Here is a 12,085-nt window from a genome sequence, read left to right on the forward strand (position 1 = left end):
AGACGGAAGAAGGAGGCGGCGAACATGCTGCATCAATTCTCGCGAACGGAGCTTGCGATCGGCCCCGAGGGGCTCGATATTATGAAAGGCAGCACGGTGGCCGTGCTCGGCATCGGCGGCGTTGGAGCTATTGCCGCCGAGGCGCTGGCACGCACCGGCGTGGGCCGGATTATTTTGATCGACAAGGACGTTGTCGACATTACGAACATCAACCGCCAGATTCACGCGCTGACGACGACGGTCGGCCAGCCCAAGGCGGATCTGATGAAGGACCGCATCAAGCTGATCAATCCGGAATGCGACGTTATTTCCCTTCGCATGTTCTATACGGAGGAGACGTACGAGAAGCTGTTCGAATACGAGCTGAATTACGTCGTCGACGCGTCCGACACGATCATCTACAAGGTGCATCTGATCAAGCAGTGCCTGGAGAGGGGCATCCCCGTCATCTCCAGCATGGGCGCGGCTAACAAGATGGACCCGTCTCGCTTTAAGGTGGCGGACATCTCCAAGACGCACACGGATCCGATCGCCCGGGTCGTACGGACGAAGCTGCGCAAGGACGGCATCAAACGCGGCGTCAAGGTCGTCTTCTCGGACGAGGATCCCATCAAACCGCGCGAAGACGTGACGCAAAAAATCGTGCCGGAGAACGCGCCCGAAATTCGGAAGGCCAAGCAGCCTCCGTCGAGCAACTCGTTCGTTCCGCCCGTTGCGGGACTCATCATGGTCAGCGTCGTGGTGAAGGATCTGCTTGAAAGCGGGGGCAACTAAACATGAACGGCGAGCTAGTCCGCAAACTTCGCCTGACGGATGGCGCCAAGGCCGTCGTTCTGTTCCCTCCGGCCGGTTACGATGTGTTAGGAGAGCTTGGCCTCCCGGCAATTGCGGGCTTAAGTACGGATGCGGATGTCAAGCTGGATTCGGCAAGCTACGATTATGTTCATCTGTTCGTATCGTCCATGGCCGAATTGGCGGAGAGGGCTCCGGCGGCGATCGGCGCCGTCCGGTGGGACGGGCTGCTTTGGATCAGCTATCCCAAGGGCTCTTCGGGCATCAAGACGGACGTCAACCGGGACAGCGGCTGGCAGTTTATGAAGGCTCTCGACATGGATGCCGTTTCCAATATATCCATGAACGAGACTTGGTCGGCCCTTCGGTTCCGTCCGGCTGGCGCGGGCGATTCCGGCAAGACGCGCGCCAAGCGGGAGCGGGAGCAGGAAAGCGCAGGTAATCGTTCAGAGGTGATTCGCGTTGCTGACGCGGCTTTGCCCGAAATGCCGGCCGATCTGACCAAGGCTCTGCAAGCCTCTCCCGCCGCGGCGGACTTCTTCGCAACGTTGACCGACTCCATGAAACGCGATTATTTGCGGTGGATTCTGGACGCGAAGCGGGAAGACACGCGAACGAAGCGAGTCGCCGCAACGATCGAGAAGCTCGAGCAGGGGCGGAAGCGTCCCACGGACAAGTAGGGTCGCGGACGGGGCTCTCGGCCGACGGACAAGTAAGAACGAGAATGCGGTTGTCGTCCGGCGGACAAGTAAAATCGTGAACGGGGCTATCGGCCGGCCGGCTGGCTGGGGCAACTGCGAAATCGTCGACAGGCCATTAGGTTTAACTATGAAACCGTCGATAGCCCAGCAGGTTTGACTGCGAAACCAGACAGAATGTAACGTCGACAGGCTGTGGAGGACAACGACACCTCTGCTGTACGGTTCATGTTACAGGAAAAACGTCGACATATGTATCAGGTATATAGAAACCGCCGTCGGATGAGTGTAACACTCGTCCGGCGGCGGTTGTTTTTGTTAGAGGGGGAAGCTGCTTCCCGAGCCAATCCCGTCCCAACATTGGTCGGAAAGTCAACTATATGGTGCCCGCACAGTGCCTATGTACTCAGACGCCAAACCGCGAACCGAAGCAAAAAAGTATGCTTCGATAGGCGGTACTGATGGGGAAGCGCTGAATATAGATGAAAAGTCAGTTATGTGTATGAAAAACCGAGCACCGTATCTCGCCGGTGTTGATGAATTAGTTTGAAAAATAGATCCGTTAAGCGATTGTGCGAATGTTAAAAGTGGGATAAAATATGTCACATAAAGAAATAAAACACGGTTTCACCATGCGAAACTTCAACGAGCAACCTGTTGAGTATTCGTTTCTGTTGATGGATGTACCTGCGTTTACGTCTCGGATCAAAAGTAATCATGTAAAAGTGACCGATCGACGGAAGAACCGATCGACGTTCGAACCTCAAAAGGAGGGAATGCGGATGACCATTCGTTTCACGGGGATCGACCATGTGCAGCTTGCTGCGCCAGCGGGATGCGAAGCCGAAGCGAGACGTTTCTACGGCGGCGTTTTGGGATGGGAGGAGCTGCCCAAGCCGGCGAGCCTGCAGTCGCGCGGCGGAGCTTGGTTCCGATGCGGGATGCACGAGGTTCATATCGGCGTTCAGGCAGATTTTCGGCCTGCGAAGAAGGCGCATCCTGGCTTCGCGATGATCGGCTTGGATGAGCTTCGTAACAGACTGGTCGAGGCAGGATTTCCTGTCACTGACGATGCGCTGAGGGAAGATGAAGGACTGCAACGATTGTTCGCGGAGGATCCGTTCGGCAATCGGCTGGAATTTCTGCAATACGATAGCGACGGAGTATCGACCATGTCGAAGGAGGAAAAAAGAGATGAGCAGCCTGAATAGCAAGGAACGATTTACGGAACGCGTAGATTCTTATGTGAAGTATCGACCAAGTTACCCGGCCGCGGCGCTGGACTTTCTGTATTCAAAGGTCGGCTTCTCCGAGGAAAGCATCATTGCCGATGTTGGAGCGGGCACTGGCATTTTCTCCGGTCTGCTGCTGGACCGCGGCAGCAGGGTCGTGGCCATCGAGCCTAATGAAGCCATGAGGGGAGCGGCGGAAAAAAGACATGCGGACAATTCGCGTTACACGTCCGTCGCGGCTTCCGCGGAAGTAACGGAACTGGAAGATGAGTCGGTAGACCATATCGTCTGCGCGCAATCGTTTCACTGGTTCGATAGAGCTGCTGCCCGAGAAGAATTCCGCCGCATTCTGAAGCCGGATGGGCAGGTCGCGCTCATCTGGAATTCCAGGCGAACAAAAGGAACGCCATTCTTGGACCAATTCGAGCAGTTGCTCCTCGATTACGGAACGGATTACGAGAAGGTGGCGCATAAATATATAACGCCCGCTACTATCGCTTCGTTTTTCCGAGATGGAGGACCCGCTCTTGATGTATTTGCGTCGGAGCAGCGGTTGGATGCCGAAGGCGTAAAGGGAAGACTGCTCTCTTCCTCTTATTGTCCGCTGCCGGGCCATCCCAATCATGAGCCTATGATGGAGAAACTTGCTTCGATCTTCGAAGCCAACCAGGAGAATGGATTCGTGACGATCGTTTACGATACGGAGCTGTACTGGGGCCGCTTATAGGTGGCGAACGTTTGTACGGATATGCTATGATTGAATTATCATTACATCATTTTCGTATGAAGGATTGAGCTGTGCCATGGATTTGTTTACGTACCAGGAAGAAGAGTCGCCGCGAGCCAAGCTGCTGGCGGACCGGATGAGACCCCGGACGCTGGACGAATATATCGGACAAGAACATATCGTGGGCGAGGGCAAGCTGCTCAGACGAGCCATCCAAGGCGATCAAGTATCGTCGATTCTGCTGTACGGCCCTCCCGGCTGCGGCAAAACGACGTTAGCCCATATCATCTCCCTGACAACGAAGGGAGACTTTGTTAAGCTGAACGCCGTTGACGCTTCCGTCAAGGATGTTCGCGACGTTATCGACCGCGCTCGCAGCAACAAGACGTTGTACGGCAAGAAAACGATTTTGTTCCTCGATGAGGTCCATCGTTTCAATACGTCGAGACAGGACGCGCTGCTGCCGGCTGTGGAGCAAGGCATCATCGTGTTTATCGGAGCAACGACCGAAAATCCGTTCCATCATGTAAACGGAGCCTTGTTGTCGCGCTCGACATTGTTCCAGCTGCAGGCGCTGGAAGAGCGTCACGCGCTGGAAGCGATGAGGCGTGCGCTTGCAGATGCGGAGCGGGGGCTTGGCTTTATGCAGCTGCAGGCGGACGAGGATGCGCTGGACCACATCGCGGCGATGGCCGGAGGCGATATCAGGCGGGCGCTCAACGCGCTGGAGTTGGCGGCGGTGACGACGCCCTCGCAGCCGGATGGGACCGTCCAGCTAACGCTGGAGGTGGCGCAGGAGTCCATACGCAAGCCGACCATCCGGGCGGATCTGTCCACGCAATACGACGTGCTTTCAGCCTTCCACAAGAGCGTGCGCGGCTCCAGCGACGCTGCGTTGTTCTGGTTTCTCTACGCGGTGGAGAGGCTCGGCATGGATCCCATGACGTTTATTCGCAGACTTATCGTCGCGTGCAGCGAGGACATCGGACTTGCGAATCCGCAAGCAATGATACAAGCCGTAACGGCGATGGACGCTTATCACAAGATCGGCTGGCCGGAGGCCAAATACAATATCGCCCAAGCGATTCTATTCGCTGTGGAAAGTCCCAAGTCCAATGCGACGGCCGTCGCGATCGGCAATGTAATGAGTGCGATCGAGCGGGCTGGCAATGCCGAAGTTCCGCTGCATCTGCGCGATACCCATTATAAGGGCTCAGCGGAGCTCGGCCACGAGGGTTATAAGTATCCGCATGATTATCCTGGCCATTACGTCAAGCAGCAGTACTTGCCGGATCCAATCGCCAGCAAGACGTTCTACCATGCCTCGGAGCAGGGGACGGAGGATCGAATCAAACAAAACCAGCAGCGTCGGTCCACTTAAAGCTGCTGGTTCGTTTTTGACGCTTTTTATTGCCGGGTTGGCGAAGAAACGAATGGAGAAGGGGAAACGAGCAGCATGGCGGAAGTTGTTGTTAAAAGAACGCCTGTATTTTACGGAGCGGTTCATCTCCTGTTTTTCCGTGAAGATCAAGTGTTGTTGCTAAAGCGGAAAAATACGGGCTTCGAGGATGGCAAGTGGAGCGTGGTAGCGGGACGGATCGATGGCAACGAAGAAGTGAAAGCGGCCGCGATTAGAGAGGCTAAGGAAGAGGCCGGCGTCGATATTGACCCGTCCGGGCTGGAAGTGACCGGCGTCGCCCATCGCAGGAATCCTAACGGATCCGGTTCGGAGTGGATCGATTTTTATTTAACCGTAAGGGCCTGGAAAGGCGAGATCAAGAACATGGAGCCGCATAAATGCGAGGAACTGAGATGGTTCCCGCTGAGCGAGCTGCCTTCGAATATGATCGAATACGTCCAGGTCGCCCTGTGCGAAAATCAGGACAAGCTCTGGTTCCGCAGCATAGGCTGGGATGCCGTTGTCGGTCAGGCTGCCAGTCCAAAATAAACAAAGGGCTGTCGAAAAGCTATAGATCCCATGCCAGTTGTGTACAATCCATCCGGATATTTATGACCCAGTACCGCCTAAGGTACTGGGTTTTTCTGTACGTATTTGCCTGAACCGGTATTGTTGTCGAACGGGAGGAGGATCGTGTCGATTTATGCAGAATGTTATGTAGAGGATGGAGCTTGAGGATTGGAGCAGGATGGCATACATGTACAACAAACATATCGTTTTGTTCGGGATGATCGTCATATTTGGTCTTGTTAATATTTTTAGCGTATACCAGTGGCTTTCTCCTTCCGATCGGAAGATCGAAGCCGTCGACGGCCTCCTGGACGCGAGGGGCTGGAGTTTTGCGGATGATGGCGTACTGGAGCTGCGGGGCGAGTGGGAGCTGTACGAGAACATGCTGCTCGGGCCGGATGATTTCCGGGCGGACGCAGCGCGGCTCGAATCGTCGCGAGAGGTTGTTCAGGTGCCGGGCAGTTTAAAAAAGATGTTCACTTCCGGTTACAATAACGGTCACGGCGCCGCCACCTATCGCCTGCTGCTGCAAGTAAACGAGTCGGGAATCTATAGCTTGCGCGCCAATAAGATCCGGTTGTCCAGCCGTATTTATATAAATGGGTACGATATTGGAGGAAACGGCAATCCGTCCATGGCGGCTGAACAATTTGTCCCAAGCAACGCTCCGTTCTTCGGATCGGTTATGCTGGAGCAAGGCGTGGCGGAAATCATCATTCAAGTAGCCAGCTACGACTATTTGGGAGGAGGAGTCGTTCAGGCTCCGGATTTCGGGTTGACGAACGATGTAAAGGCTCAACTCGATGCCGCGCGACTGGCCGACATGACATTGATCACCATCATGCTGGCATTCGGATTATATTATGCGGGCATGTTTAGACAATGGGGCAAGGAAAGATATTTAATGCATTTTTGCCTTTTTTGTTTGTCGACCGGTTTGTTTTTCAGCATCGACAATGAAATATTGGCGATGATTCTTTTTCCGGAACTCCCCTTTTCGTTGCTGCAAAAGCTGATTTTTATTTTATCTTTGTTCGCGTTTTATTTTTTTGCCACCTATGTCCACAACTATCTCGGTCAACAAAAAAATGTCGTATTTGTTTGGTTAAGCAGATTCGCGTATGTGTTTTTGGCGCTTATTATCGTATTGCCCAACCGTTATTTGACATCGACGCTTTGGCTGGCCATACCTGTTCAATTTGCCGTATTCGCGACGATCGTGTACAGCGTGTTCCGCAGTCGCAGCAGGGGCGTCCATGGCAGTTATTATACGCTGCTAGGCGTCTTCTTCCTGATCGTGACCTGGCTTTTTGCGCAATTGCGTTATCAGCTCGCATTGGATAACCCTTTCTACATGATCGTTACTCCGCTGCTGCTCGTCTTGTCCCAGGCATTGCTTATGTCGGAGCGGCTTCAGGAGAACTTCCGCAAGAGTACACAGCTGGCCGAGCAACTACTAATCTATGACCGCCAGAAAGACGATTTTTTGGTCAAAACATCGCATGAACTGCGAACGCCGTTGCATGGCATCATTAACTTTTCCCAGTCGTTGCTTGACAACCGGGATCGCCCTCTGCAAGACGACCATCGCGACAACATCCGCCTGCTTCATCTGATGGGGCGGCGTCTCGCCGGAATCGTACACGATATACTCGACATGAACCGGATCAAGCATGGTCAGCTATTGATTCATCCTACTTCGGTCAATCTCAGAAATTCCGTTCAATTCGTTATGGAGACGTTGTCGATTGCACCTGTCAATAAGGAAGTGAGGCTCGTCAACGCGCTGCCGAGCGAGCTGCCTCTGGTCATCGCCGATGAAAACCGGTTAAAGCAGATTTTGCACAACTTGCTGGAGAACGGATTGAATTTTACGGAAAGCGGAACGGTAAGCATAGCAGCCGAGCGGAAGGATGATCTCTTGGTCGTAACCGTCACCGATACCGGGATTGGCATTCCGGCACAAGCGCTCGCCGAAATTTTTCAGCCTTTTGTAAAGTATGAGGACGAAGGCAAGGATCCTGTTCGCAGAGGTTTTGGCATCGGTCTTGGTATGGGGCTTGGCATTACGAAGCAATTGGTAGAGCTCCACGGAGGCAAGCTCCATGTGGAGTCAACGGTAGGCCGAGGCTCTACATTTTCCTTTACGCTGCCGATCGACAAACAGTCGGAAGAAGCAGCTGCAGCGATGGAGGGTGAGCCGTCTGCGATCGATATGATGTCCGGTGTTTCGCAAGGGGATCTCGAGGCGCAGTTTCATGTTCTTATCGTAGATGACGAACCTTCTAATATTAAAGTGTTAATCGATGCTGTCACTTCCTTGCGTTATGGATATACGGCGGTAAACAGCGGGGAAGAGGCGCTTGAGGCATTGCGGGGATCCCCCAATCCCGACTTGATATTGCTCGACTTGATGCTGACGGGAATATCGGGTCAGGAGGTATGTCGAGCCATCCGGTCCACGCAAGGACTTGCGGAGCTGCCTGTGCTGATGCTGACAGCCTCGGGGCAGACAGGCGACATTGTAGCCTCCTTCGCGGCAGGGGCAAATGATATTGTGCAGAAGCCGTTCGAACTGGCGGAACTGAAAGCAAGGATGCAGTCGCTGCTCGCGATGAAAAGCTCTTCGGAAAACGCGATACGGAGGGAAATGGACTTTCTCCAGGCGCAAATTACGCCGCATTTTTTGTATAACACCTTAAACAGTTTGGTAGGACTAAGCTATAAGGATACGGATAAGCTTCGCGAAACGATTAATCATCTAACGACTTACTTGCGCTCCAAATTTACGTTTGTATTCGATAGCGAAATGGTTGCCTTGAGCCGCGAGCTCGAGTTGGTCAAAGCATACACGGCTATCGAGCAGCTGCGTTTCGGGCAAAGGCTGCAAATTCATTATGAAGCGGACGAAAAATTGCATTGCATGATACCGCCCCTGACGCTGCAGCCGATAGTCGAGAACGCTGTGCGGCACGGAATCGGACAAAAGCCGTCCGGGGGGACTGTACGTATTGCCGTGCGGCGAATCGGGGCGGCGATCGAAATCGTGGTAGAGGACGACGGCGTCGGGATGAGCGAGGACAAGCTGCAAATGCTGGAGCAGGGGAAGTCTGGAGGGATCGGCATAAGCAACGTCAATCGTCGGCTTCAGATGCTGTACGGACACAGGCTGGACATCAGCAGCAGCGAAGGCCATGGCACCCGAGTCAAGCTGGAAATTCCGTGTTCAGCGATTTCTGATGAGTAACAGGCTGGGAGGAAGGTTATGTTCTACTCGCTCAAAAGCAGGCTTATCGCAATCTTTATTTTATTGTTCGTGTTGTCCTTCGGCGCGTTGTCGGCCGTCTTGTTTAACGAATCGCGGTCGATCATCCTCTCTCAACTGGAGTCCTCCGCGCTGGAGAAGATGGAGGAGTACGGCTCCTACGTAGACATGGTTCAGATGGGAGTGTACGATGTCGCTTCGCTCGTATTCAACAACGAAACGACTCGCGATTGGGACGATCGGCTCGGGGAGGAGGGTTTGCCTACGGGAGAGAAAATCCTTTCAAACCTGGAGATGAGCACCTTCCTTACCCAAGCGACCAACAGTTATACTAGCGTGCAGCGCGTAACGGTGTACCGCGATGACGGTCTCTGGGTCAGCGGCGAAAATCAATTCGGGGAAGATGCGACGTTTCTTGGAGAGAACTGGTATCGGGATTTCAAGGGCAAGGGCGAACGCTGGGTGGCCGGGCATGTCGACCTTGTCGAGCGGCGATTTAATAATGACAATCCCGTTGTCAGCATGGTTATGCCTATCGGCGAGTTCGAGCCCAGGCACGCAAGCGCCTTCATGAAAATCAATGTGAGCACCGACTATTTCCTGGAGCCGCTGGACCGGATTCATCTGGGAGTGACGGGCTCCATCCATCTGCTTGGCTCCAACGGGCTGCCGATGCTCGGCCAAGAAGGCTTCGAGCTAAATGAGGAGAGGACGGAGCTGGTGCGAACGTTAAAGCAAGACTCGCGCAAGCAAGGCGTCATCCATTCGGACAATTCAAGCGGTCAAAGAGAGATTATCGTCTTTAAGAAGCTGAAGCGGACGAACTGGATGCTGGTCGGCATCGTGCCGGAAAGCGATCTGTACGCGGAGCTGTTCGACCTTCGCCAAAGTATGATCGCGATCGCCACGCTGGTGCTCCTGTTATCCGTAGGGCTGGCGATTTGGCTGTCCCACAGCATCTCCAAGCCGCTGTCCCGGCTCGTCGCCGCCATGCGTCACGTCCAGCGCGGCGACTTCGCCCAAGCGGAGCTTCGAATGCCGCCGGAAGTGGGGCTCCGCAATGAGGTCGGATTTGCAACATCGACGTTCCGGAAGATGGTCGTCCAGCTTCGGCAGCACATCAAGACGGAATTTGAGCTGAAGCTGCTTCGTCAGCAGGCGGAGTACAAAGCGCTGCTTATGCAGATCAATCCGCACTTCCTGTTTAATACGCTGGAGCTGATGAGCAGTCTGGCCATGCAGAAGCGGACGGATGACAATGTGGACGTTATCGAATCGCTTGGACGGATGATGCGCTTTTCCCTGCGCATGAGCGATGATATTGTGAGCCTGGGGGATGAACTTAAATACGCAGGCGATTACGCCTCCATCCTGCGCGTGCGCTTCGGCGACCGCCTCCACCTTTCCATCGACAAGACGGAAGGATTGGAGAGGCACACCGTCATCAAGTTCATACTCCAGCCTTTGATCGAGAACGCCGTGAAATACGGATTCAGGCACGGCACGGAAGTCTACGTGGATGTAAGGGCGGAGCGGGTGGAAGGCCATATCCGACTTGTCGTGGAAGACAATGGTCCCGGCATTCCGGAGGAGACAATCAACGAGCTGCGGGACAAAACGCTGAGTGCCCGAATGGAGGATGTGCTCGTGAGCAAGAGCAAGCAGATCGGGCTCGGCAACGTGCTTGCAAGGTGCGGTCTCTATTACGGGGACTTGTTCCGGTTTCATATCGGAACAAGCGAACTCGGCGGCGCCTCCATTGCGCTGCTCATTCCGATACAGGAGGAACTAAGCGATGTACAACGTGATGATCGTGGATGACGAGCAGGAAATCCGGCAAGGCATCCGGCTCAAGGTGGATTGGGAGGCGCTTGGACTGCGAATCGCGGGGGAAGCCTCCAACGGCAAGGAAGCGCTGGAGCTGCTGGAGCAGGAGCCCTGCGACATCGTTATAACGGATATGAATATGCCGGTCATGGACGGCTTATCGTTTCTGGAGGCTTGCAGGAGGCTGGATCCCGGCATTTGTCTCATCGTGGTGACCGGCTACGAGGATTTCCAATACGCCCATGCGGCTGTTCGTCACCAAGCGAGGCATTATTTGCTCAAGCCAGTCGCGCGCGACGAGCTGACGGATGCGCTCGTAAAAGTCAAGACGGAGCTCGACAAGGAAGTAGAGGACGCGAGGCGCGCCAAAGATATGGAGTGGCAGCTCTCCCGGTACTATAAGGAGCTAAGGGACGGATTCCTCTTGCAATTGGCGAGAGGAGGCGCGGAGGAGCCCGGCGGACGTCTGGAGCGGGCGAAGCGATTCGGACTGGAAGCGTGGAACGAAGGCGCAGTGTGGTTCGTAAGCGCAGGACTGCTGGAGCGCTCCGAAGGAGAGGAGAGCCGTCCCGCGCGTCAATTTCGGCTTCCCTTCGAGCTGCTCTGCCGCGAGTTGGCCGAGCGCAGGGAGGATGCCGTGCTAATATTCCGGGACGAGCATTACCCCGGTCTCATACATGCCATCGTCCGCGGAGACAAAGGTCAAGCCCATGCCTATATGGACGAGCTAAGGGGAGCCGTCCGCAGTCATCTCGGCTTCGAGCCGACGATAGGCATCGGGGAAGCCGTAACGGGATTTGCCCAGTGGAGGGAAGGATATTCCACCGCTTTGCTGTCCTGGCATCTGTCGGAAGGCAGCGGACGCCAAACGGATCGCCCCACGGAGGAACCGGCATTTCTGCCTGAAGAGAAGGTTCAACTGCTTCACCGCGTGCTGAAGAATGGAGAGCTGGAAACGTTCGGACGGCTCGTCCTGGAAGCGCTGATGGAGGCGCAGCAATATTCCAGAACGATGCTGGTGAAGACGATCTTCCGGCTTCATCTCGCGATAGAATCGTTTGCGGAGCAAGCGGGAGCTCCCTTCGACGGCAAAGACTCCTTATGGCTGCGTCCGGATGTGGCTTTGCAGCTTCGGACGCCGGAGCTGGCGACCGACCATCTCCGCAAGCTGGCGGGTTCCGTCGTCGACCGGTTGGGCGAACGCGGAGAAGACGCGGAGATTTCCGTCATCGAAGCTTCCCGGGCCTACATCGACGAAAATTACATGTACGAGCTGAACCTGACCTCGCTAGCCGAGAAGTTCAACTACAACCCGTCTTACTTCTCTGAATTGTTTAAGGCGAAGACGGGGAAGACGTTCATTGGGTACGTATCGGATGTGCGGATGGGACATGCGGCCAAGCTTCTGACGGAGACGTCCCTCGGGCTGTGGGACATATCCGAGCTGACGGGTTTCTCCAATCCGAGCTACTTCAGCTCCCGTTTCAAACGTATGTACGGCTTGTCTCCATCCGAATACCGCCAGCGCCCATCTGAAAAAAACGATAGCGAACTCCCGAAGAAATAAGATGTTAA

The 12,085-nt window shown here is 54.7% G+C and carries 9 protein-coding genes; all 9 read left to right on the forward strand.

Annotation, left to right across the window (positions count from 1 at the left end):
- Positions 1 to 24: 24 nt before the first annotated feature.
- The 9 genes from H7F31_RS15105 (at position 25) to H7F31_RS15145 (ending at position 12,077) form a co-directional block, all read left to right on the forward strand.
- On the forward strand, positions 25 to 774 hold the full coding sequence (locus H7F31_RS15105; RefSeq protein WP_187104862.1) for a tRNA threonylcarbamoyladenosine dehydratase: 750 nt from the start codon (positions 25 to 27) through the stop codon (positions 772 to 774).
- 2 nt (positions 775 to 776) lie between these two features.
- Positions 777 to 1,472, forward strand: a complete 696-nt coding sequence (locus H7F31_RS15110; RefSeq protein WP_187104863.1) for a YdeI/OmpD-associated family protein — start codon at positions 777 to 779, stop codon at positions 1,470 to 1,472.
- Positions 1,473 to 2,272: 800 nt separating this feature from the next.
- Complete coding sequence (locus H7F31_RS15115; protein WP_187104864.1) at positions 2,273 to 2,701, forward strand: VOC family protein; 429 nt, start codon at positions 2,273 to 2,275, stop codon at positions 2,699 to 2,701.
- Entirely contained in the window at positions 2,685 to 3,449 is a 765-nt protein-coding gene (locus H7F31_RS15120; protein WP_187104865.1) for a class I SAM-dependent methyltransferase, read from the forward strand. The genes H7F31_RS15115 and H7F31_RS15120 overlap by 17 nt, the downstream gene beginning before the upstream one ends.
- Positions 3,450 to 3,525: 76 nt before the next feature.
- Positions 3,526 to 4,830: a replication-associated recombination protein A gene (locus tag H7F31_RS15125; protein WP_187104866.1), complete on the forward strand. Its 1,305-nt coding sequence runs from the start codon at positions 3,526 to 3,528 to the stop codon at positions 4,828 to 4,830.
- 75 nt (positions 4,831 to 4,905) lie between these two features.
- Positions 4,906 to 5,397 (forward strand): NUDIX hydrolase, encoded by a 492-nt coding sequence (locus H7F31_RS15130; RefSeq protein ID WP_187104867.1) that lies wholly within the window; start codon positions 4,906 to 4,908, stop codon positions 5,395 to 5,397.
- A gap of 208 nt (positions 5,398 to 5,605) precedes the next feature.
- Positions 5,606 to 8,665 carry a hybrid sensor histidine kinase/response regulator gene (locus H7F31_RS15135; protein WP_187104868.1) on the forward strand — a complete coding sequence of 1,020 codons (3,060 nt, stop codon included), beginning with the start codon at positions 5,606 to 5,608 and terminating at the stop codon, positions 8,663 to 8,665.
- An 18-nt stretch (positions 8,666 to 8,683) separates the two neighbouring features.
- Entirely contained in the window at positions 8,684 to 10,504 is a 1,821-nt protein-coding gene (locus H7F31_RS15140; RefSeq protein WP_187104869.1) for a cache domain-containing sensor histidine kinase, read from the forward strand.
- A complete protein-coding gene (locus H7F31_RS15145) occupies positions 10,479 to 12,077 on the forward strand; it encodes a response regulator (protein WP_187104870.1) in 1,599 nt (532 codons plus the stop codon). The genes H7F31_RS15140 and H7F31_RS15145 overlap by 26 nt, the downstream gene beginning before the upstream one ends.
- Positions 12,078 to 12,085 lie beyond the last annotated feature (8 nt).

Source organism: Paenibacillus sp. PAMC21692, from assembly GCF_014303795.1.
GTDB lineage: Bacteria > Bacillota > Bacilli > Paenibacillales > Paenibacillaceae > Pristimantibacillus > Pristimantibacillus agaridevorans.

Excerpts from the sequence above, each read along its gene's own strand:
- H7F31_RS15105 (WP_187104862.1), top strand. The coding sequence starts at position 25 with ATGCTGCATCAATTCTCGCGAACGGAGCTTGCGATCGGCCCCGAGGGG.
- H7F31_RS15110 (WP_187104863.1), top strand. The coding sequence starts at position 777 with ATGAACGGCGAGCTAGTCCGCAAACTTCGCCTGACGGATGGCGCCAAG.
- H7F31_RS15115 (WP_187104864.1), top strand. The coding sequence starts at position 2,273 with ATGACCATTCGTTTCACGGGGATCGACCATGTGCAGCTTGCTGCGCCA.
- H7F31_RS15120 (WP_187104865.1), top strand. The coding sequence starts at position 2,685 with ATGAGCAGCCTGAATAGCAAGGAACGATTTACGGAACGCGTAGATTCT.
- H7F31_RS15125 (WP_187104866.1), top strand. The coding sequence starts at position 3,526 with ATGGATTTGTTTACGTACCAGGAAGAAGAGTCGCCGCGAGCCAAGCTG.
- H7F31_RS15130 (WP_187104867.1), top strand. The coding sequence starts at position 4,906 with ATGGCGGAAGTTGTTGTTAAAAGAACGCCTGTATTTTACGGAGCGGTT.
- H7F31_RS15135 (WP_187104868.1), top strand. The coding sequence starts at position 5,606 with ATGTACAACAAACATATCGTTTTGTTCGGGATGATCGTCATATTTGGT.
- H7F31_RS15140 (WP_187104869.1), top strand. The coding sequence starts at position 8,684 with ATGTTCTACTCGCTCAAAAGCAGGCTTATCGCAATCTTTATTTTATTG.
- H7F31_RS15145 (WP_187104870.1), top strand. The coding sequence starts at position 10,479 with ATGTACAACGTGATGATCGTGGATGACGAGCAGGAAATCCGGCAAGGC.